We start from the raw sequence: 21,811 nt of genomic DNA, 5'->3' as shown, positions 1-21,811 counted from the left end.
TTGTGGATTCTTACCGATCGTCAATCTTTCGTTAAGGAGGTGATCCAGCCGCAGGTTCCCCTACGGCTACCTTGTTACGACTTCACCCCAGTCATCGGCCACACCGTGGTAAGCGTCCTCCTTGCGGTTAGACTACCTACTTCTGGTGCAACAAACTCCCATGGTGTGACGGGCGGTGTGTACAAGGCCCGGGAACGTATTCACCGCGGCATTCTGATCCGCGATTACTAGCGATTCCGACTTCATGGAGTCGAGTTGCAGACTCCAATCCGGACTACGATCGGCTTTTTGAGATTAGCATCCTATCGCTAGGTAGCAACCCTTTGTACCGACCATTGTAGCACGTGTGTAGCCCTGGCCGTAAGGGCCATGATGACTTGACGTCGTCCCCGCCTTCCTCCAGTTTGTCACTGGCAGTATCCTTAAAGTTCCCGACATTACTCGCTGGCAAATAAGGAAAAGGGTTGCGCTCGTTGCGGGACTTAACCCAACATCTCACGACACGAGCTGACGACAGCCATGCAGCACCTGTATCTAGATTCCCGAAGGCACCAATCCATCTCTGGAAAGTTTCTAGTATGTCAAGGCCAGGTAAGGTTCTTCGCGTTGCATCGAATTAAACCACATGCTCCACCGCTTGTGCGGGCCCCCGTCAATTCATTTGAGTTTTAGTCTTGCGACCGTACTCCCCAGGCGGTCTACTTATCGCGTTAGCTGCGCCACTAAAGCCTCAAAGGCCCCAACGGCTAGTAGACATCGTTTACGGCATGGACTACCAGGGTATCTAATCCTGTTTGCTCCCCATGCTTTCGTACCTCAGCGTCAGTATTAGGCCAGATGGCTGCCTTCGCCATCGGTATTCCTCCAGATCTCTACGCATTTCACCGCTACACCTGGAATTCTACCATCCTCTCCCATACTCTAGCTGACCAGTATCGAATGCAATTCCTAAGTTAAGCTCAGGGATTTCACATCCGACTTAATCAGCCGCCTACGCACGCTTTACGCCCAGTAAATCCGATTAACGCTCGCACCCTCTGTATTACCGCGGCTGCTGGCACAGAGTTAGCCGGTGCTTATTCTGCGAGTAACGTCCACTATCCCAGAGTATTAATCTAGGTAGCCTCCTCCTCGCTTAAAGTGCTTTACAACCAAAAGGCCTTCTTCACACACGCGGCATGGCTGGATCAGGCTTCCGCCCATTGTCCAATATTCCCCACTGCTGCCTCCCGTAGGAGTCTGGGCCGTGTCTCAGTCCCAGTGTGGCGGATCATCCTCTCAGACCCGCTACAGATCGTCGCCTTGGTAGGCCTTTACCCCACCAACTAGCTAATCCGACTTAGGCTCATCATTTAGCGCAAGGTCCGAAGATCCCCTGCTTTCTCCCGTAGGACGTATGCGGTATTAGCATTCCTTTCGGAATGTTGTCCCCCACTAAATGGCAGATTCCTAAGCATTACTCACCCGTCCGCCGCTAGGATCAGTACCGAAGCACCTCACCCCGCTCGACTTGCATGTGTTAAGCCTGCCGCCAGCGTTCAATCTGAGCCATGATCAAACTCTTCAGTTTAAAATCATTAGTAGCTTATGGCTACAAATCTTGGCTCATCAATTTTCTGACTAAAAATTCGCTCAAATAAACTTCGAGAAATTTCTACCTTTCAATCAATGAAATATTTTCGATCGATCAACCAGTAAAAATCCACACAAGTTGTTCTTCTATTCTCTTAATGATCTTCTCGATGATTCGTCATCATCAAGCTAGGTCGGCTATGTTACTCTAATCTAAACTAAAGTCAACAGGTAATTTCGATATTTTTAAACCCACTAATCAATCCAAGAATCTAACCCTTCTAGCCAAATCCTTGTTTCTCAACAAGTTTTTATCTGCATCACCGCCGATGGATGTGCATTCTACAGCATTTCACTACCAACGCAACCCCCTTTCCTAATCTTTTTATTTAAGTGAACGTTTTTAAACCAAAATCACAATTTTTCTTATATTTTTCGACCGAATTTGTTTTAATAATAAGAGAACAACTAAACTGTATACCTCATATCTATGTTTTGCGTCATGCAGCGCAATCATTCTAATGACTGTATTTCGCTCTAATGGCGATGAAGGACTTATATGCATTACTCAAATTATATCTTGCTTGGGCTGTTAACCGCTGGAGCATGCTCACCTGTATTAGCACAAGAAGTTCAAAACGAGCCATCTATTCAAACAAGCTCAGTGGCAAATACCAACAATCAACAATCGACATCGACTATTCAAGCCATAAAAGATTTAAAACATATCACTAGAAATGATTTAAAGGTCAATGCAAACGCTGCTCAACCTGATGCTGTAAAAGATCCTTTACAACCATTAAATAGACAGATCTTTGCTTTAAATGATGCTTTGGATCGTAATTTATTAAAACCTATTGCAATACAATATGTAGCAAAAGTTCCAGAAGAAGTCCGTACCCCTTATCGCCAATTTAGAAAAAATCTAGGTGAACCTTGGAATGCAGTCAACCAATTAATCCAAGGACGACCAACTCGCGCTGCCAAGACATTAGGTCGCTTCACGATTAATACACTTACAACACTAGGTTTTTCTGATCCTGCTCGTCGTTTAGGCCTAACCACAGAAGAGGAAAGTTTTGGCGTCACTTTAGGTTACTACGGTGTACCATCAGGTCCTTATGTGATGCTGCCATTTTTTGGTCCAAGCACATTCCGTGACGGTTTTGGTTTAGCAACAGATCGTTTTGGTCGCCCACAAAAATATTTATTAGATGATCAAGAAGGTATTTATTGGTCTACTAATTTATTACAAGCAATTGATGCTCGCTCACAAATTTTGGATATTGAAGAAAGCTTAAAAGGTGATAAATATTCAATGATCCGTGATTTTTACTTACAACGTAAAGCCTTCCAAATTGCTGAAAAGCATGGAGATTCGGCAGATGTTTCATTTGTAAGTGACGAAAATGACAATAACGATCAATCAGGTGATGACAAATAATCTCTGAGGAACTTTAAATGATAGACTTATGTATTAATTTAAAGTTTTAGCAATACTATGTTTTTCATCATATTTCATCTATGATGAATTAAAAAATGATCATACAAATACAAAAGGTCGGCTACTTATCTATGTATTTTATTCAACCCACACGCTCAATATCTTATTTAGACCAAGCACTAAATGAGTTACCGAGTTTACAAATCATTCATATTGATGATTTAGATTTGTATGATCAAACGATAATTGCTATTGCCGATGTACAAGATTTTTTAAAATACCAATGGAAATTGCCTACAATTGTTCTTGCTTTTGAACATGAAGGAACTGCATTAGCTCAAGCATGGGAAATGGGTGCGTTGGCAGGATGGATTTGGAGTGAATTACCCAAAAATCCTGTTCATTCATTGTTTAAAATCGATGCTCAATATAAACGTAATCAAGATAGTAGAGATTTACCTTCTGCCGCAGAACTACAAAAAAGATTATTACCAAACCCGATCGAATTACCAAACTATCAATTTGAATCATTTTTTCAGCCTTCAGCTTATCTGTCAGGAGATTGGTATGATTACTGGAGATTAAATGATGATGAAGTCTTGTTTTATTTAGCAGATGTTTCAGGTCATGGGGTAACAAGTAGTTTACTGACATCTTGGATGGCGGCATTTCATGGCCGATCAAAAACACCTAGTCAATTGATTCAAAAACTAAATGCAATGTTAGTACAAGAAAATATTGAAAAGCATATTACTATGGTTGCAGGAATATTAAACTTATCAACCCATGAAGTATGTTGGTCTAGCGCTGGTCACTACCCTCCTCCAATTATTTTTGAGCCCAACCAACCTCCACAAATCCTTACAACAAGTAGCTTTCCATTAGGTCTTACTGAAGAGCTAGAAGTTGAAGAACATTGTTGTACTCTGAGTCGTAATGCTCGTTTTATATTATGTTCTGATGGTGCACTTGAACCATTTGATGGCGGTTTGAATGATCAATTTAATCAATTGGTCGAACATCTTCAGCATGACGCTTTCAAAGCACCAGATCATGTTGCTGATGACATTGCTATTTTAAGCATATGCCGAATGAATTAACCCTAAAATCAATATTTTAATTAGATCACAGCATCCAACCACTTGTGTCTAGAATATCACTATGGGATAATTTTATATCCTTTCTCTGAAAATGGCATTTATATGTCAACAGGTCATGTTGAATATGCAAGTTTGAACGGAACGCATATTTTCAAGCTTATTGGCGAAGTGCGCGCTCACTCTTGTATAAGTTTAGACAAGTTACTCAACAAAATTGAACAGCAACAGAATGTTGTCGGTGCAATTGTTGATTTAACTGAAACTACATTTATTGACAGCACGGTCTTGGGTGTACTTGCAAAACTAGGTCTTAAGCTTAAACAAGTTCATCATATTCAAGCTGTTATGCTTTCGATAAATCCAGATATCACCACCTTAGCCAATAGTATGGGGCTAGGTCAGGTATTTGTAATTTTAAATTACTGCGGTGATCCAAGTGTATGCACTTTAGAACTGACTGAAGAGCATGTAACACATAGTGCAATGCTCAATACTGTACTTGATGCACACAAAACATTGATGCGTTTAAATGAAAACAACCAAAATATGTTTGAGCCTCTTGTGAAGCAATTGCAAAAAGAACAAGAGTGCTTATCTCTTGATTCACAAAAACAAAATGCATAATTGTTGAAAACCCAATCTTGATGCCGATATGACCTTACTTTCTGTTGTACAAATGAATTCTCAAAATGACATTGAAGCAAATTTCCTTGTCATTGAATCATTGATTCAGCAAAGTAAGGCTCAAGCGGCGGAGTTAATTGTTTTCCCAGAAAATTTTGTTTGTTTTGCAGCAGGAAAACAGCGTGAAACTGCTGCGCAATTCGAGAGCATTCAACAGCGTTTAGAACAACTCGCTCATCGTTATAAAATTTGGATTATCGCGGGTACTCTCCCTTGCCCGTTTCGTCCTGATGGTTCAATCATTGATGATGGTCGAGTTCGAACCGTCAGTTTATGCATTAGCCCTGAAAGAACTGAAGCGCGTTATGACAAAATCCATTTATTTGACGTTCAGGTCAGTGATGCTGTAGGCGGCTATCAAGAGTCAAAATTCTTTGAAGCAGGTGATAAAGTCGTTGTTGCCAAAACACCGTTTGGCAATATTGGTCTGATGGTGTGTTACGACTTACGCTTTCCAGAACTTGCTCTAATGTTACGTCAGCAAGGGGCAAATATTTTAACTGCACCTGCTGCATTTACTTACACCACAGGACAACTTCATTGGCAATTACTATTACAAGCACGTGCAATGGATAGCCAATGTTATGTGCTTGGTGCAGCTCAGCAAGGCTGGCATGGTGAACAGCGTCAAACTTGGGGTCATGCAGGAATTACAAATAGCCGAGGGCAACTATTAGAAATGATTACGGCCGAAGGACATGGTTTAATTACATCTTCATTTGACCTAGCAGAACAAAATAATATTCGACTAGCAATGCCATTGATGCAGCATCGTAAACTTATCAATTATTAAAAATAATCGTTTTATCTGAGCACACTTTTGTTCAATTTATCCTCATATGGCATCACTTTGACTATTATAGTCAATTTTCATAAATGTATGTTTTGTAGGATCATGATTTAATAGGCTTTATTTATCATGGTAGAACAAGATCAAATGGTCATATTCTATACGTGATGTAATATCCTCAATTAATTCGTATTAAGTTTGATTTATGTTTAAAGTAATTTTCATTTTTTTATTTTTTATAGGGGCAATTGCACAACTTCATGCAGCCGTAGTTGAAACCAATACCAGTTCACAAAGTACCTTGTCCACGCCACAAAATTTATCGCTAAATTCTTTTGGGCAATGGGTGATTGGTTGGGGTACTGGGGCTGAAGGTGCGAGACAACGATTAGATAATATTCAGCGAGAGGATGTCATCATTATCAAACAAAAAGGTGCCACTTTAGAAATGATTATTGCTTGGCAACAATATTATGAACAAGAAGCGCTCAATAATCCCAATAATCCAACAGCTCGCTACAGAGCACGATTAATGAAAAAAATCGCTGAGCTTTGGTAATTATTGATGTGAAATCTGCGTAACTAATCATAAGCAGATCACGATATACTGATCACACGAATATACTGTTTGAGAAGCGCATGGGTGATGAACATCAGCAATTACGATTAGATAATCAGCTTTGTTTTCTGATTTACTCAACCAACCTTGCCTTAAATCAAGTCTACCGTCAATTGCTCTCTCCTCTCGGATTAACTTACCCTCAATATCTGGTAATGTTAGTGCTTTGGGAAAGGGATCAACTCAGTGTGTCTGAGATCGGTGAAAGATTATTCTTAGAATCTTCCACACTCACTCCATTATTAAAAAAACTTGAAGCCTCACAACTAATTTCACGCAAACGCTCAGTCGAAGATGAAAGACAGGTTATTATTTCTCTTACGCCACAAGGTCATACCTTAAAATTAGAAGCAGTCGATATTCCATCCAAAATTTCAGAAGCAGCGACCTGTTCAACCGCATCACTTACAGAGCTTAAAGATCAGCTTGCGACATTACGTCACCATCTCACGCAATAGAACCTAAGTTTACAAATCGATAACTTGCATTCCCAAATATATCGTGTACGATTTAATTGTACACAATATTTTTCAGGAATAAGAATCATGTCTCTAGAACAAGTCGTTTATCGTGCAAAAGCAAAAGCTACAGGTGGTCGTGATGGTCGCGCAACTTCATCAGACGGTGTCTTAGATGTTCAGTTAGGTGTGCCAAAAGAAATGGGCGGTGCTGGTGGTGAGGTGACCAATCCTGAGCAGCTCTTTGCGGCGGGTTATTCAGCATGTTTCTTAGGTGCAATGAAATTTGTTGCAAATCGAGATAAATTCAAAATTACGAAAGATGCTTATGTTGAAGGTGAAGTGGGAATTGGTCCAATTCCAAATGGCTTTGGTATCGAAGTCACTTTAAATGTTTATCTAATTGGTATGGAACAAGCAGAAGCTGAACAACTGGTTGCCGCTGCACACATTGTTTGTCCATATTCAAACGCAACTCGTGGCAATATTGATGTGAATTTTAATATCGTAACCATTGAATAAATATTTCAGATTTTATAAAAAAAAACAGCATGGTGATCCATGCTGTTTTTTACTTATATCATCTTTACACTTCCGCAGCTTCATTCGTCACACGCAATACTTCTTCTAATGTGGTTTTTCCAGCTAACACTTTCAATAAACCATCATCACGAATCGAAGCAGCATGGCGACGCGCATGATTTTCTAATTCAAACTCAGCTGCATTACCATGAATCAAACGGCGCATCGACTCATCTACTGGCACAATTTCATAAATTGCAGTTCGTCCGCTAAAGCCAACATGTGAACATTTTTCACAACCATGCGGTTCAGGCAACTGCATATATTCATCAACTTTGAGATGCTGAAACACTTGTCGCTCAAAATCATCAGCTTTTCGCCAAGTCACGCAATGTGGACACAAGGTCCGAACAAGACGTTGCGCAATAACACCTATCAAAGAACTTGCCAACAAGAATGGTTCGATCCCCATGTCTTTTAAACGTGTTACCGCACCAATTGCCGTATTGGTATGCAGTGTTGATAGCACTAAGTGACCCGTTAAAGAGGCTTGTACCGCAATTTCAGCAGTTTCAAGATCACGAATCTCACCCACCATCACCACATCTGGATCTTGGCGTAGCATTGCTTTTAATGCACGTGCAAAGGTCATATCGACTTTAGTATTGACCTGCGTTTGACCAATCCCCTCCAATTGATATTCAATCGGATCTTCGGCAGTCAAAATATTACGTGTATTGTCATTAAGATCAGACAATGCAGCATACAAGGTTGTGGTTTTACCCGAACCTGTTGGGCCTGTCACCAAGATAATGCCATGTGGGCGATGTACCAATTGCGTTAAACGCTCATAGTCATTTTTCATTAAACCAAGATGAGTCATGTTTAAACGCCCAGCTTGCTTGTCTAGTAAACGCATGACCACTCGTTCACCATGCGAAGACGGTAAAGTCGATACACGTACATCCACTTCACGTCCCGCTAAACGTAATGAAATACGCCCATCTTGTGGAACACGCTTTTCAGCAATATCCAGTTTCGCCATGACTTTAATACGTGATACCAATAATGGCGCAAGTTCACGGCGTGGCTGTACAATTTCACGCAGTTGACCATCGACACGTAAACGTACCGAAAGTTTTTTCTCAAAGGCTTCAATATGAATATCAGATGCGCTGACACGAATCGCTTCAGACAATAAGGCATTAATTAGGCGAACAATTGGTGCATCATCTTCTTGATCCATCAAGTCTTCAGCTTCAGGCACTTGGTCTGCCAAACTTAATAAATCTGGATGATCTTCTAGACCCGCAGCCACTTGTTGTGATTCACCTGTATCCCCTGCATAACTCGAACTCAATAGAGCATGGAACTCTTGATCAGTACATAATTGATCGTGAGCCGATTTCCCCAAAATTCGACGTGCTTCCTGCAAAGCAATACGCGCGGTGTCCTTCCGTCGCACAATAAAAATTTGATCACCTTCATAACGTAATAAAACGCCATGTCGTTTAGCAAAACTATAAGGAATTTGTATTTGTTTAAGTATTTGCATCACACAAATAATGATAAAAGAAAACAGTGAGTGTACTCTAAGCAGATTACAGCGTGAAGTCTGTTTAGCATACTCACACAGGAATTTTGCATCTTGTCTCAAAATAATCAATATCAAGCTCCACATGCCAACGAATTGAAATGGTGGGGCGAACAACAATTTGAAATTCAACAGGCCAAAGCGTGGCAATTCGGTTCATTGCTCTTTCGTCTCACTCGCGGCATCAAAGAGTGGCGTTTGGAATATCATCGCCCTCAATTTCAGTATGACTACGAGCAGCAGTGGCGAATATTGAATGATATTGAATTTGCCATGCCACCTCCTGCAAAAATTGAACGTTATATGTTTCACAAAACCAATGGCATCTTTCATTTGATGCCTCGCTTGGCGGATCGCTCAGTGGTGATTCGACCTGTTGACCCGATTTATATTCCTGCCGGCCAGCGTGGAACCTTATATATCAGTACACCCTTGTGGATTGCGGGTTTGGTTGACGGTCTTTCTGAGCCCTTATTTGATATTCCCGTGATTCAACCGAAAGACACTTGGTTTGGTAAAGACCCACAAAATGGTGAGATCTGCTACGCAACTTCTGTAGATGGTCGTATTGATTTGAATCTACTCAAACCGCGTGCTTTTCGCGCAGTCACTCCAATTGAGTTCCACAATACCAGTCATCACCAATTGCGTTTTGACCGTATGAATGTCCCCGTCCCTGCGTTGCCTTTATTTTATAGTGAAAGTACAGGTCGTTTATGGACCTCACAAATCAAAGTCTATTACGAAGGGACAGATCATCCAGCACGTATTCGGATTGAGAATAAAACCCCAACTCAAGCGGGTGAAGTGATTTATGTACATCCTCCTCGTGCGCCTGGCAGTACCTTATTCAATATGTTTGATTCATTCTTTTAAGAGGTTGCTATGCCTGATTCGAATATTCCAAAGGATGTTGCTAGTAGCCTCACCAGTATTTTCACCAATATTAACTTCGAACGTTTAAGTGAAATCGTTGTTGCGATTATTTTAGCGTTTATTGGTTTTGTAATCGCAAGACTGGTATCGAATGCCTTCATTCGTACAATTGGAAATCGTTTTAATGCCCATCAACGCTTGCTATGGCGTAGAGGGATTTTTTATTTTATTTTCCTGTTATTTATTATGACCAGCTTAAGAGAGGCTGGATTTAAACTCAGCGTGTTCTTGGGTGCAGCAGGAATTCTGACCGTTGCTTTGGGTTTTGCATCACAAACATCGGCAACCAATTTGATCAGTGGTTTATTTTTGATCGGAGAAGGTTCATTTGAAGTTGGTGATACGATTCAAATTACCTTAATTCGCGGACAAACGATTGAAGGACAAGTCATTTCAATTGACCTCCTCTCAGTTAAATTGCTAACACTAGATAATGTGTATATTCGCCTACCAAACGAACAATTGATTCGAACACCCGTCATGAATTTATCAAAATACCCAATACGGCGTATTCCAATTACATTGGCGATCAATTTCCATGAAGACATTATCAAAGTACGACAAGTACTTTTAGATGTTGCTGCTAAATATCCTTTGGTCATGGATGATCCGAAAGCAACCGTTACCGTAACAGCATTTAGGGAGTCATCGATTGAACTCCTTTTTGCGGTATGGTGTAGACAGGAAAATGCATTGAAAGTTCGCGATGAAATGCAAGAACGTGTACGCAATGGTTTCTTAGAAAATCAAATTGAAATTCCTGTACCTAAAATGGGCTTAATTGATCGCCCTTTACCATTAGAGGATGACGAAGTTGATCAATATGCAAATCAAAAAGAACTGAAAAAAGCGGAGAAAGAGAAATAATCAACTCTCTTTCTCAGATTCCTCAAGTGCTGGTGGTAACGGTGCAAGATAAGCAATCACAAGCATAATTGCACCTGACCCAATAAATGAAATGACACGAGTCAATGTGCCACTTTGCGATAGATCAAGCAGCAATAATTTAGCGACGACAATTGCCAATAATGCAGCTCCAACAAACCAGATTTGTCGAATATGACGGCGACTTGAAAATGTCATCAGAACAAAAGCCAAAATCACCCACAACAAAGTCAAACTCAACTGCACATCGCCATTCGACCAAATCTCGATACCCCATAGTGGCGTCCCAAGATAATGATGCATCGCACGTACAACAATACTACTCAAAACCAATAAGCCAACTAAAATAGTGGTGACTTTAAAGCCCCATTCTATTGAATGCTCATCACTCAACTTATAATGGTAGATTGTCCAAATCAGTCCGATGAAGATCAATAAGGAGAAAATATCAGTAAGATTTAATAAAGGTAAAAAATAATATTGTTCAGCAGAATGTATATCTAAACTAATTAGGATTAACCAAACAAGGCTTAAACTAAGCACGGGTATTTGTTGTAGAAGTTGGGTATTTTTAGTGGTTATTAAAAATATTCCATACAACACTGGAATGAGGGCTAATCCAATCAATGGCATAATTGGGAAAATCGACAAACCAATGCTCGCCAAACCTAGCCACAATAAGCTTGACCATATAATGAGACTTTCCTTAGAAGTAGTACTCTTCAAAGTGATTAACATTAGAGCCAATACAACCGAAGCAACCGCAAAGCTGACTTGATTTAACTTACTCGACCAATGCAACACGGAATACACATTCTCTGCAAAACTTTCACCATAAAGCAGAAATAATAAACTCCCCAATAAGATCAGCTGTACATTGTCCCACTGTAATCTTGATGTGAAGTGAACGACTAGACTGAAAGAAGCCAATAATAAAACTGCTATTGCTAAATATGGGCTCAGTCCATATTGTTGCCACTGTATCAATTCAACGCCTGCAATCGCTCCTGCATACATCCCCAATGCTAAAAAAATTCCACTGAGCATTCGAGCACTAAAATATTTTTCAACTTGTTGATAATTTAATAAATAGTAAGCTGAAATAAACTGAGCGATTGCATAGATGACTGTACTGAGTATCGGAAAGTGGTCATTTGACCAAACTTGAAAAATGAGTGCCACTGAACTTAACAGCACCAATACAACACCCACATAACGACTTAAACGATAACGTTCAGTTACTCCCCAGACAATTAATGCTGTACCTTGAATCACCCAACCCGTTGAAGTCCAATGTGCCCCTTTAGCCAATGGGAAAATTAATGCCGTAAAAACCACTGCAAGAATAAAGAAACTTTTTGCCAAGATAGATAATTGCGGATGTTGACGTTTAATCCATAGATTTAATGCGATGTACACAATGGCTAATGCAACAGCTCCCCAAGTTAATGCTTGAGTCGAGTTATGCATTAAATATGCATGCAAGGAAAAACCAAGTACGGGAACACTAAAAATAAGCCCAACATCTAAGATAGGCTGTAAACGTTGATGACTTTGAGGAACTGTCTGATCAATGCTTGTATCTTGAGTTTGTGTCCGTAACATTAGTTGGCTATAGCGAATGCTTAACCAAATGAATAAAGCAATATGCAGCCATAAGATCATATCCAAGGTGTCAAACTGATATGTTTTTGCATAGATCCCAATCGTTGCGCCACCGATAAACATGGTGGCAAAAAATGCGATTTGATGCAAAATTTTCCACGGCTGAATAAAATTAACCGCAGCAACAGCTAAATTAATTAAAAAGTAATAGCCAAATAAGAAAATCACATCAGGATGATTTTGTGGAATCACCAGTGGTGCAAGATATGCCATGCTCAAAGCTAACATCGCTAAATACAAGGCTTGCTGTTTTAAACTGAGATAGACCGTCGCTAATAATAGAATTACAAATAAAATACTCGCTGTACTTAAGTTAGCAATCACGGCGAAGTGATGCGAGAAAATCAAGGTCAAAAAAACGACTGCCAAACCAACGCCTTGTAAAGCTACAGCAAATAATTGGTTTTTCTTTTGTAGTAAATAACCTGCAATGGTCGTAATAACACCAGCAACAGCAATAAAACTCAGTTTCACACCCAAGCTTAATTGCCAATGCTCGCTAGCAAAGCGTAACAGTAACACCACGCCAACCATTAATATTGCAACTGCAACGCGTAAAATTGGATTGCCATGCATCATCCAATCAAGTGCAGGTTGCCACCATGATACTGTTTGAGTTGTTGCTTGATGCTCAAAATCAACAGGTGACTGACTATTTTGATTTGGTATCGCCTGATAATCAGCTTTCATCCACGCAGGATGTTGTTCAAAAACTGGTGTCTGAGTTTCTGTCTTCTTGGCTTCATCAAGATACTGCTCAATATTTTGGGCGTTGATCCTTTGCTGAGCTAAAGCCTTTATGTCAGGCTCTACATTTGCATATTGTTCCAAATGAATCAGTCGAGTTTGAAATGCGCTGATCGTTTGGATTAAACATAGCATTAATACCAATAATGCACCGCCAGCTAACCACATCCACGTATTGGCGTAAGCAAAAAGTGCCACGAGTGCCGCAGCATAAATGATAATTTTTTGCCCATTTATATTCGCTGATTGTGCAAAAAAACTTGGCGCGACCTGCTCTAGCTGGCGTAAGCGCTGATGAATTTCTGAAATAACGTGCACAATAACAACAGTTAATCCAATTGTTGCAGCAACAATCGCTCCATGCCATTGAAATGCAATTGCGCAAGCAAGCAGCACCGTCAAAGCAACTAAAACGATAATAATTCCCTGTTTATTTTTTTTATACATAGACTTAGATCAATTATGACACCTTCATTTAAGTTATCTTACTTGATCACTTGATAAGCAGCCATTTTTACATACAAAATACTGCAATTATTTAACGCGACACAGTTTGCCACTGCTCTAGAAGACAACAAGGACAGCCACTACTTTTTCACGTAAAATGGCATTTAGTTCATCATAAGGATTTGCATAATGCCACCTTTTGTCTTGGTTGACGGGTCTTATTTTTTATTTCGTGCTTTTCACGCTTTACCGCCATTAACAACCTCTACAGGTTTACACACCAACGCAATCCGTGGCGCAATTTCAGCAATTCAAAAGTTAATGCGTCGTACTCAGCCTACTCATATGGCTGTGATTTTTGATACACCAGAACCAACTTTCCGCCACAAATTATCACCTATTTATAAAGGTGATCGCCCAAGCATGCCTGAGGAATTATCTCAACAAATTCCCTATTTACATGCATTGATCAAAGCTCAAGGCATTCCTCTGTATAGTCTTCCGGGTGCAGAAGCCGATGATATTATTGGGACACTCACTAAACGTGCATTGGCTGAAGGTCACCATGTCTTAATCTCAACAGGTGACAAAGACATGGCACAATTGGTTAATGAACACGTTAAACTTGAAGATAGTTTTAAAGAACGTGTGTTAGATGAGGCGGGGGTATTAGAAAAATTTGGCGTACATCCTCATCAAATTATTGATTATCTCACCCTAATGGGAGATGCTTCTGACGGTATTATGGGAGTGCCAGGTGTCGGCGCAAAAACTGCCGCAAAACTACTGACTGAATATGGTTCATTAAATAATATTATTGCCAATGTTGATCAACTAAAAGGCAAAATCAGCCAAAATATTAAAGACAATTTAGAGAATATTAAGATTGACCATCAACTGGCCAGTATTGTCTGTGATCTAGATTTAGCTTTAGATTGGCATGACCTTAAACTCGCCAATCCAAATGTAGATCAATTACGTGACCTCTATACAGAACTAGAATTCCGTAACCAATTACAATCTTTAGACCATCCCAACAATCCAAATAATTCAGCTTACCAACAAACCTCTCAAAGTATTGTCAAAGCCGAACAGAAAATTGAGCAAGTGATTGCCGAAGATCATGCCAGCCTTTCCAGTCAAGATGATCAACTCGGAACAGCGACCTATCACACTGTATTAACTCAAGATGCTTGGGATGCTTTATTTCAACGTATGCAGCATGCTGATCATTTTGCAATTGATACTGAAACGACTAATCTAGATTATCGTGTTGCTGAGTTAGTCGGCTTCTCAATCGCATTCGATGCTCATGATGCTTACTATATACCTGTTGCACATGACTATGAAGGTGCACCTGCTCAACTCAACCGTGAAACATTATTAGCTCAGATCAAACCAATTTTAGAAAATGAGCAAATCAAAAAAATTGGTCATCATTTAAAATATGATGCGCATATTTTTGCTAATCACGGTATCACGATTCAAGGCTGGTATTTCGATACCATGCTTGCCTCGTATGTACTCAATGCAGCGGCAACTCGTCATGGGATGGATGATGTAGCACGTGTTTATCTCAGCCATTTGACCACTACTTTTGAACAAATCGCAGGTAAAGGTGTAAAGCAAAAAACCTTTAATCAAATTGAATTAGAAATAGCGGCACATTATGCTGCTGAAGATGCCCATGTCACTTATCGTCTTTATGAGGTCTTAAAAGCAAAACTGCAAAGCCATCCTGAACTGGTCAATATTTTGCATAACATCGAAATGCCTGTTGCTCGTGTCCTCACAGGTATGGAAGAAGATGGAATTAAACTGGATCATCAATTTTTGGATCAACTCAGTGTTGAGTTCTCTGAAACGATTCAAACTTTAGAAAACCAAGCAACGGAATTAGCAGGTGAAGCATTTAATATCGCATCACCTAAACAAGTGGGTGAAGTCCTATTTGATAAGCTTGGACTTAAAGGTGGTAAGAAAACTGCCACGGGTCAATACAGTACCAGTGAAAGTATTTTAGAGAAAATTGAACATCCCTTAGCTGAAGTTATTTTAGAACATCGCGGATTAGCAAAACTCAAAAATACTTATACTGATCGCTTGATCGAGCAATCACATGATGCAACGCATCGTGTACATACTAGTTATCACCAAGCACTCACGGCAACTGGGCGTTTATCTTCCACTGATCCAAATTTGCAAAATATTCCAATTCGTACACCAATTGGTCGTCAGATTCGTAAAGCATTTATTGCGCCTGAAGGTCGTGTATTACTCGCAGCCGATTATTCACAAATTGAGCTACGCTTAATGGCACATTTCTCTCAGGATGATGCCTTAGTCCACGCCTTCCAACAAGGTCAAGACGTACACCGTCGTACCGCATCAGAAGTATTGGGAATTGCAATTGAAGATGTCACCCATGATCAACGTCGACAAGCCAAAGCCGTTAACTTTGGTTTACTCTACGGAATGTCTGAGTTTGGTCTTACACGTCAACTGGGTTTTACACGCGAAGAATCTCGTAGCTATATTGCACGTTATTTCCAACGCTATCCGGGTGTACTTGACTATATGGAACGTACTCGCCAGATCGCACGTGAACAAGGCTTTGTTGAAACCATTTTAGGTCGTCGTTTATATACGCCCGACATTATGGCAACCAATAAAATGATCAAACAGGCAGCTGAACGTGCAGCAATCAATGCACCATTGCAAGGAAGTGCTGCTGATATCATTAAACTTGCCATGATTGCAGTTGATAAAGTCCTACCAAAAGATCAGGCTAAGCTGTTATTACAAGTTCACGATGAATTGGTGTTTGAAGCAGATGTCGCCATTGCGGATGAACTTTCAAAACAGATTACTAAAGTGATGCAGTCTGTATTGGAAATTTCAGTGCCATTTGTGGTTGAAGTTGGACAAGGTCTTAACTGGGATGCTGCTCACTAATACGTGAGCAATAAAAAAAGGATTGTGTTTTACACAATCCTTTTTTTATTTTTGAAGCAGATTAAAGACCTGTTAAAAGAACTTTAGCTGCTTCATTCATTAAGATCTCAGCAATATATAAAGCTAAGAAAGCCAAAATTGGAGATAAATCAATCATCCCCATATTCGGTAACAGACGACGAAATGGCGCAAGTAAAGGTTCTGCAAGCTCTTGAATCACTTCAATATAAGGTGATCGTGACTGCGTAAACATCACCACCCAACTCAAAATGATCGTTGCAAAAATTAAATAACGACAGAAACGAATTAAATCTTGGATCATCGTCACAAATGTCGTGATTACAAGATACACTGCGCTATGTGGCATTTGTCCTGACAAATACATCAACCCAAAAATTTTCAGTAAGTACAATACCACCAACAAAGCAACTGCGGCTAAATTAACACGCCCCTTGCCTAGAGTGGGAAAAATACGGCTAAAAACATCCACAATCTTGGTCGCTTTCACGGTTGAAAGGACCACAGGATTGTATGGACTGACTGCCGCTAATTGCATTAAAAAACGGAAAAAGACCAATAAAATTGCAACATTGATCAAAACACCAAAAATTAGCGCAGAACTTGCACCCATAATTGTCTTATCCTACTTAAACCGATTTAGTCTTGTCACTCAACTCTTGTGCAAGCTCTTGGCTACGCTTCTGAGCTGCTGCAAGCGCTGCTTGAATATTTTGTGAAATCTGCGCACGATCAAACACTTCTAGAGCTGCTTGCGTTGTACCATTTGGAGAAGTCACATTTTTACGTAATTCTGTTGGAGAATTTGAGCTAGTAATCGCCATTTGTGCCGCACCCAACGCTGTTTGCAGGGTCAATGCTGTCGCGACTTTCTCATCTAAGCCCAAGTTTTTACCTGCACGAATCATACTTTCCATCAAGTAAAAGAAATAGGCTGGACCAGAACCAGAGACTGCTGTTACTGCATCAATTTGCGCTTCATTGTCTACCCAAATGGTTAAACCTGTCGCAGCCAAAATTTGACTGGTTAATTCACGATCTTGAGCATTTACTGCTTCAGATGCATAAATACCATGTGCACCCGTTTGTACCAATGCTGGCGTGTTGGGCATTACACGAACAATACGCTGACTACCGCCAATTAAATCTGAAATCGTTTGAATTTCAGCACCTGCAATAATTGAAATCACGAGTTTATCTGACAATAAGTCTTTCAATGGTTGTAATACCGTTGCCAAAACTTGGGGTTTAACCGCCAATACCACAACGTCCGCATTTTTAATTGCGTCCACATTGTCTGTTGTGGTTTGAATATTTTTTTCTTCTAAGATGTGACGAATTTGCTCGACTGGATCAGAAACGGTAATGCGGGTCGTCGGTAAACCACGAGAAAGTAGCCCACCAATCAAGGCTTGCGCCATGTTACCACCACCAATAAAACAAATATTTTGATTCAATGTTGTCGCCATGTCCTACTCATCATATGAAAAAGACTGCTGAAAAAAGTCATTGCAGTCAGAAATTAAACTTGGTTGCCAACCGCCCTGTTCTAAATAATCAGATTGCGCCAACCAAAAACCCTTTGGGCTAAAAACCCCAAGCATAACATTATCTACGACTAATATTTGAATTGTATGACGTAACCAAGGCAAAATCTGTGCATCTTGAATGGCTTTTTTCAGTGGCCAATGTCCAACACGACCATAGAGATGAATTTTTTCCCCCCCTAGGCGTTTCAGCAGCTTTAACTCTCGCCCTAAAAGCTGGGATGAAAACCCAATCACTTGAGATTCGATTTTAAACGTTCCAGCCGCAACTTTGATCGTTTCACCCATTTCATATCGCTCTAATAATGCAGGGAGAATGGTAGATTGTTTTTCTGCATATAATTGGTTGTGAGTTAAACGATATAATTTTTTCTGATAGCGAACAAAATAGTGTTGATTGATATGTAAAATTGCCTGGGCATCTGGCTTTGCCAGAATAACCTCTTGTTGTAAGCGTTGTACCATATCGTAGCTTGGGCGATATTGATCCTTACCTTTTACCCAAGCGGACAGTAATTGACGTTGTCGTGCATCCGATAATTCCAACAGACAAGTTAAATCCAGCTCATTCTCAGTTGCACATAATTTCCAATCACTTTGCAGCACATCATCTAAAATTTCTGCGGCATCTTGCATCAGATAACTCGTTCGTGACATAGCTGATTGCATTTTAGGGAAGCGATTTTCTAATACAGGCCATAACTCTTCTCGACACCATGCCCGATCATAGTACGTATCGTAATTAGTGAGATCAGTCACATAATCAAAACCCAGTTGCTGTGACCATTGCTCAATTTTCTCACGACTGATATCTAAAAATGGTCGCCAAATGGTCATATCTTGCCGAACATCAATTTGCTGCATCGCGGCCAAACCATTGACACCTGCACCAGAAAATAATCGTAATAACAGCGTTTCCGCTTGATCTTGCTGATGATGCCCGAGTACTAAAATGTCATTCTCAGTTAAATGTCTACAATAAGCCTGATAGCGCGCATTTCGTGCTTGTTGCTCTAAATTACCTGACTCGACTGAGACTTTTTGCAAAATACAAGGAATCTTTAGCGCATCAGCGTGCTTTTGTACTAAATTGCCCCATTCTTCACTCATCGATTGAAGTTGATGATCAATATATATCGCGCGGGTTCGGGTGGGGAAAAGTTCAGACATCAGATACAGCAACAGCATGGAATCCATGCCGCCGCTGCACCCAATTAAGAATTGAGTTTGTTCAGAAAAATGCTGAGTTTGTGCTAAGACGCGATGCCTAAATTGCTGCTGCCAAACTTCATTAAACGTTGATAACGTGCATCGCATCGTTCTTGTGCATCCATCGGTTGCAATTCATTTAAGGCTAGTTTTAACACATCTTTCAAATCATGCATGACTTTTTCAGGCTGTAAGTGAGCACCCTCACCCTCATCCACCACATACTCAACAATACCTAAAGCTTTCAGCTTGTCGGCAGTTAATGCAAGCGCTTCACTGGCTTGTGCAGCTTTGTCCGCAGTTTTCCATAAAATCGAAGCACAGCCTTCAGGTGAAATGACTGAGTAAATACTATGCGATAGCATAATCACGCGGTCAGCGACACCAATACCAAGTGCCCCGCCAGAACCGCCTTCGCCAAGCACAGTCGCAATCACAGGTACTTTTAAACTAGAAAGCTGCGCTAAACTTGTTGCAATCGCTTCTGCTTGACCACGCTCTTCGGCACCTACACCAGGATAAGCACCCATGGTATCGACAAAAGTAAATACTGGGAGATTAAAACGTTCAGCCATATCAAGTAAACGCTGTGATTTACGATAACCTTCTGGATTACACATACCGAAGTTATGTTGTAATTTTTCACGCGTACTGCGACCACGATGTTGACCAACCACCATCACTGGCTGCCCATCGAAACGGGCTAAACCACCAATCATAGCACCATCGTCACCATATAAACGGTCGCCATGAAGAGCATCAAATTCAGTAAAGATTTCACTGACATAATCTAGAAATTGCGGACGTTCAGGATGTCGTGCAATTTGAACCGTAGCCCAAGCCTTGGACTGAGTCGCTTTATTTTTCATAAGTCGTAGATAATCCCTAACAAGGATATATTGTTAATCAACAAAATTGTCTGACTGAATATTTAACTCAATGTCCCAATGTTTAAATTGCACTTGCTCATCATGCAAGTCTGCAACCAATAAAGGCCATTGTTTAGCATCACCAGAAACGCTGAGTTGCCATTGTTGATCATTTCCAACGCTCAGTTCAATGGCAGGAAGCATCTGATCACTACGACTATGGTTCAGCAAAACAGCGAGACGAAGCAACAAGCACAGATACAATAAATGACTACCACCAACTTTTAGAACGTCATTTTTTGCATCAGCACGTAACTTACGACGATGATGTGAAACTAAATGAGACAGATGATTTTGATCAATTTGTGAAAAACCCGGAATATCGGAGTGCTGTAATAAATATGCGCCATGACGATGGTATCCACCATGACTAATTGCTAATCCGATCTCATGCAAATAGGCCGCACGACGCAGTAAGTCACTGTCTTCAGTCGTTAAATTTAAAGCATCCGCCACACCATCAAATAAGTGTTGTGCTGTATTTACGACACGTTCCGCTTGCTTGGGGTCAGCATTATAACGTCCCATTAAAGCTTGCACACTTCGGTCACGAATATCTTCATGTTTAAAGCGACCAAGTAAGTCATACATTACGCCTTCACGTAAAGCACCATCAGAATATGCCAATTTATCCAGCTCTAAAACTTCAAAAATGGCATATAAAATCGCAAGACCTGCTGGCAAAACTGCTCGTCGATCTTCACGTAGACCTTCAAAATCAATTTCAGAAATATGTTTAAATTTGAGCAAACGATCTTTTAACTTATATAAACCTTCACGAGTTAAATTTTCTTGTTCATCGCTCAAACCAAGATTTACAGTAATTTGACGACAAGCTTTGATTGTTCCACTTGAGCCAACAACAGTATCCCAACCTTCTGCTTTATAGGTATTTGCAATCGCAGAGAGTTCTTTACGCGCTGCGACAACAGCTTTATCAAAAGCCTTGCTTGAAATCTCACCATCAGCAAAATAAGCTTTACTGTAAGCGACACAACCCATTTGCAAAGATTCAGTGTGCAGTGGCTCAAATTCTTCGCCGATAATGAACTCTGTTGAACCACCACCAATATCAATTACTAAACGTCGACCACCATTCGCCATCGTGTGTGAAACGCCTAAATAAATTAGACGCGCTTCTTCACGTCCAGCAATAATTTCAATTGGTTTTGGTAAAATTTCAGCTGCTTTTTGAATAAATTCATGACCATTTTTTGCTTGTCTTAAAGCATTCGTCGCCACAATTCTTAGACGATTTGCTTGAACAGAGCTTAAACGACCTACAAAACGAGCCAAACACGCAAGTCCACGCTGTTGCGCAGCTTCAGTTAAATTTTTATTTTCATCCAGTCCAGCCGCTAATTGTACTTTTTCTGACATTGAAGCAACTTTTTTCACTTCACCGTGATCAACACGAGCAATCGCCAAGTGGAAACTATTTGATCCCATATCAATTGCAGCAAGTAATTCTTCATCAATCAGAAAATCAGACATTATTCATATAAACCTATGCTCAATTCACGCATTAGAGTAATTCACACGCCAATAATTTTAAAGTCATTTTAAGCAATAATAGGTGCGTATTTTCGCTTTTAAGCTATAAATGATTGTAGAAGCCGATAATCAACATCGTGAGCATCCATTAGACTTTTCATTTTGAAACTTGAATAATCAGAACAAACCCTTACAT

17 protein-coding genes and 1 rRNA gene are annotated in these 21,811 nt (G+C 40.3%); 10 read left to right on the top strand and 8 right to left on the bottom strand.

What is annotated here, in order from left to right; genetic code table 11:
• Nucleotides 1–32: 32 nt before the first annotated feature.
• Nucleotides 33–1,570, bottom strand: a 16S ribosomal RNA gene (locus tag O1450_RS02915).
• 561 nt (nucleotides 1,571–2,131) lie between these two features.
• Between O1450_RS02915 and O1450_RS02910 the strand changes: the two genes are divergently transcribed.
• The 7 genes from O1450_RS02910 (at nucleotide 2,132) to O1450_RS02880 (ending at nucleotide 7,189) form a co-directional block, all read left to right on the top strand.
• Complete coding sequence (locus tag O1450_RS02910) at nucleotides 2,132–3,016, top strand: MlaA family lipoprotein (protein ID WP_269229636.1); 885 nt, start codon at nucleotides 2,132–2,134, stop codon at nucleotides 3,014–3,016.
• Nucleotides 3,017–3,147: 131 nt separating this feature from the next.
• Entirely contained in the window at nucleotides 3,148–4,116 is a 969-nt protein-coding gene (gigA, locus tag O1450_RS02905) for an RsbU family protein phosphatase GigA (RefSeq protein WP_269230399.1), read from the top strand.
• 102 nt (nucleotides 4,117–4,218) lie between these two features.
• Nucleotides 4,219–4,740, top strand: a complete 522-nt coding sequence (gigB, locus tag O1450_RS02900; protein ID WP_269229635.1) for an anti-anti-sigma factor GigB — start codon at nucleotides 4,219–4,221, stop codon at nucleotides 4,738–4,740.
• Nucleotides 4,741–4,768: 28 nt separating this feature from the next.
• Nucleotides 4,769–5,593, top strand: coding sequence for a carbon-nitrogen hydrolase family protein (locus O1450_RS02895; RefSeq protein ID WP_269229634.1), 825 nt, complete (start codon nucleotides 4,769–4,771; stop codon nucleotides 5,591–5,593).
• Between the two features lie 202 nt (nucleotides 5,594–5,795).
• The gene (locus O1450_RS02890) at nucleotides 5,796–6,149 is read left to right on the top strand and encodes a DUF4951 domain-containing protein (protein WP_269229633.1); all 354 of its coding nucleotides are present in this window, start codon (nucleotides 5,796–5,798) and stop codon (nucleotides 6,147–6,149) included.
• A gap of 80 nt (nucleotides 6,150–6,229) precedes the next feature.
• A complete protein-coding gene (locus O1450_RS02885; protein WP_269229632.1) occupies nucleotides 6,230–6,667 on the top strand; it encodes a MarR family winged helix-turn-helix transcriptional regulator in 438 nt (145 codons plus the stop codon).
• Between the two features lie 87 nt (nucleotides 6,668–6,754).
• Nucleotides 6,755–7,189, top strand: coding sequence for an organic hydroperoxide resistance protein (locus O1450_RS02880; RefSeq protein WP_269229631.1), 435 nt, complete (start codon nucleotides 6,755–6,757; stop codon nucleotides 7,187–7,189).
• Between the two features lie 64 nt (nucleotides 7,190–7,253).
• Here O1450_RS02880 and gspE read toward each other — a convergent pair whose 3' ends face one another.
• On the bottom strand, nucleotides 7,254–8,744 hold the full coding sequence (gene gspE / locus O1450_RS02875; RefSeq protein ID WP_046738491.1) for a type II secretion system ATPase GspE: 1,491 nt from the start codon (nucleotides 8,742–8,744) through the stop codon (nucleotides 7,254–7,256).
• Nucleotides 8,745–8,837: 93 nt separating this feature from the next.
• Here gspE and O1450_RS02870 point away from each other — a divergent pair, with 93 nt between their 5' ends.
• Nucleotides 8,838–9,659, top strand: a complete 822-nt coding sequence (locus tag O1450_RS02870) for a hypothetical protein (protein WP_269229630.1) — start codon at nucleotides 8,838–8,840, stop codon at nucleotides 9,657–9,659.
• Nucleotides 9,660–9,668: 9 nt separating this feature from the next.
• Nucleotides 9,669–10,586, top strand: a complete 918-nt coding sequence (locus O1450_RS02865) for a mechanosensitive ion channel family protein (RefSeq protein ID WP_269229629.1) — start codon at nucleotides 9,669–9,671, stop codon at nucleotides 10,584–10,586.
• Here O1450_RS02865 and O1450_RS02860 read toward each other — a convergent pair whose 3' ends face one another.
• The gene (locus O1450_RS02860; protein WP_269229628.1) at nucleotides 10,587–13,463 is read right to left on the bottom strand and encodes a DUF2339 domain-containing protein; all 2,877 of its coding nucleotides are present in this window, start codon (nucleotides 13,461–13,463) and stop codon (nucleotides 10,587–10,589) included.
• A 189-nt stretch (nucleotides 13,464–13,652) separates the two neighbouring features.
• Between O1450_RS02860 and polA the strand changes: the two genes are divergently transcribed.
• The gene (gene polA / locus O1450_RS02855; protein WP_269229627.1) at nucleotides 13,653–16,418 is read left to right on the top strand and encodes a DNA polymerase I; all 2,766 of its coding nucleotides are present in this window, start codon (nucleotides 13,653–13,655) and stop codon (nucleotides 16,416–16,418) included.
• A 61-nt stretch (nucleotides 16,419–16,479) separates the two neighbouring features.
• On the opposite strand, the gene O1450_RS02850 is transcribed toward polA, so the two are convergent.
• From O1450_RS02850 to ppx, 5 genes are read right to left on the bottom strand one after another with little or no spacing between them, the layout of a single operon-like run.
• Nucleotides 16,480–17,049: a YggT family protein gene (locus tag O1450_RS02850; protein WP_004664238.1), complete on the bottom strand. Its 570-nt coding sequence runs from the start codon at nucleotides 17,047–17,049 to the stop codon at nucleotides 16,480–16,482.
• Between the two features lie 16 nt (nucleotides 17,050–17,065).
• On the bottom strand, nucleotides 17,066–17,905 hold the full coding sequence (gene proC, locus O1450_RS02845; RefSeq protein ID WP_269229626.1) for a pyrroline-5-carboxylate reductase: 840 nt from the start codon (nucleotides 17,903–17,905) through the stop codon (nucleotides 17,066–17,068).
• Between the two features lie 3 nt (nucleotides 17,906–17,908).
• Entirely contained in the window at nucleotides 17,909–19,180 is a 1,272-nt protein-coding gene (gene tilS, locus O1450_RS02840; RefSeq protein WP_269230398.1) for a tRNA lysidine(34) synthetase TilS, read from the bottom strand.
• A gap of 56 nt (nucleotides 19,181–19,236) precedes the next feature.
• Nucleotides 19,237–20,061 (bottom strand): acetyl-CoA carboxylase carboxyltransferase subunit alpha, encoded by an 825-nt coding sequence (locus O1450_RS02835; protein ID WP_269229625.1) that lies wholly within the window; start codon nucleotides 20,059–20,061, stop codon nucleotides 19,237–19,239.
• Nucleotides 20,062–20,094: 33 nt separating this feature from the next.
• On the bottom strand, nucleotides 20,095–21,615 hold the full coding sequence (gene ppx / locus O1450_RS02830; RefSeq protein WP_269229624.1) for an exopolyphosphatase: 1,521 nt from the start codon (nucleotides 21,613–21,615) through the stop codon (nucleotides 20,095–20,097).
• Between the last annotated feature and the right edge of the window lie 196 nt (nucleotides 21,616–21,811).

The sequence above is a fragment of the Acinetobacter sp. TR11 genome (assembly GCF_027105035.1).
In the GTDB taxonomy this organism is placed as follows: domain Bacteria; phylum Pseudomonadota; class Gammaproteobacteria; order Pseudomonadales; family Moraxellaceae; genus Acinetobacter.
Note: the sequence above shows the minus strand (reverse complement) of the source record. Positions and strands in the feature narration are given on the sequence as shown.

What these genes read in the sequence shown, in the direction of transcription:
- proC (WP_269229626.1), bottom strand. Translation starts at nt 17,905, where the DNA reads ATGGCGACAACATTGAATCAAAATATTTGTTTTATTGGTGGTGGTAAC.
- O1450_RS02835 (WP_269229625.1), bottom strand. Translation starts at nt 20,061, where the DNA reads ATGAAAAATAAAGCGACTCAGTCCAAGGCTTGGGCTACGGTTCAAATT.
- gspE (WP_046738491.1), bottom strand. Translation starts at nt 8,744, where the DNA reads ATGCAAATACTTAAACAAATACAAATTCCTTATAGTTTTGCTAAACGA.
- O1450_RS02880 (WP_269229631.1), top strand. Translation starts at nt 6,755, where the DNA reads ATGTCTCTAGAACAAGTCGTTTATCGTGCAAAAGCAAAAGCTACAGGT.
- O1450_RS02890 (WP_269229633.1), top strand. Translation starts at nt 5,796, where the DNA reads ATGTTTAAAGTAATTTTCATTTTTTTATTTTTTATAGGGGCAATTGCA.
- O1450_RS02850 (WP_004664238.1), bottom strand. Translation starts at nt 17,049, where the DNA reads ATGGGTGCAAGTTCTGCGCTAATTTTTGGTGTTTTGATCAATGTTGCA.
- polA (WP_269229627.1), top strand. Translation starts at nt 13,653, where the DNA reads ATGCCACCTTTTGTCTTGGTTGACGGGTCTTATTTTTTATTTCGTGCT.
- O1450_RS02860 (WP_269229628.1), bottom strand. Translation starts at nt 13,463, where the DNA reads ATGTATAAAAAAAATAAACAGGGAATTATTATCGTTTTAGTTGCTTTG.
- gigA (WP_269230399.1), top strand. Translation starts at nt 3,148, where the DNA reads ATGTATTTTATTCAACCCACACGCTCAATATCTTATTTAGACCAAGCA.
- O1450_RS02885 (WP_269229632.1), top strand. Translation starts at nt 6,230, where the DNA reads ATGGGTGATGAACATCAGCAATTACGATTAGATAATCAGCTTTGTTTT.
- gigB (WP_269229635.1), top strand. Translation starts at nt 4,219, where the DNA reads ATGTCAACAGGTCATGTTGAATATGCAAGTTTGAACGGAACGCATATT.
- tilS (WP_269230398.1), bottom strand. Translation starts at nt 19,180, where the DNA reads ATGGATTCCATGCTGTTGCTGTATCTGATGTCTGAACTTTTCCCCACC.
- O1450_RS02910 (WP_269229636.1), top strand. Translation starts at nt 2,132, where the DNA reads ATGCATTACTCAAATTATATCTTGCTTGGGCTGTTAACCGCTGGAGCA.
- O1450_RS02865 (WP_269229629.1), top strand. Translation starts at nt 9,669, where the DNA reads ATGCCTGATTCGAATATTCCAAAGGATGTTGCTAGTAGCCTCACCAGT.
- O1450_RS02895 (WP_269229634.1), top strand. Translation starts at nt 4,769, where the DNA reads ATGACCTTACTTTCTGTTGTACAAATGAATTCTCAAAATGACATTGAA.
- ppx (WP_269229624.1), bottom strand. Translation starts at nt 21,615, where the DNA reads ATGTCTGATTTTCTGATTGATGAAGAATTACTTGCTGCAATTGATATG.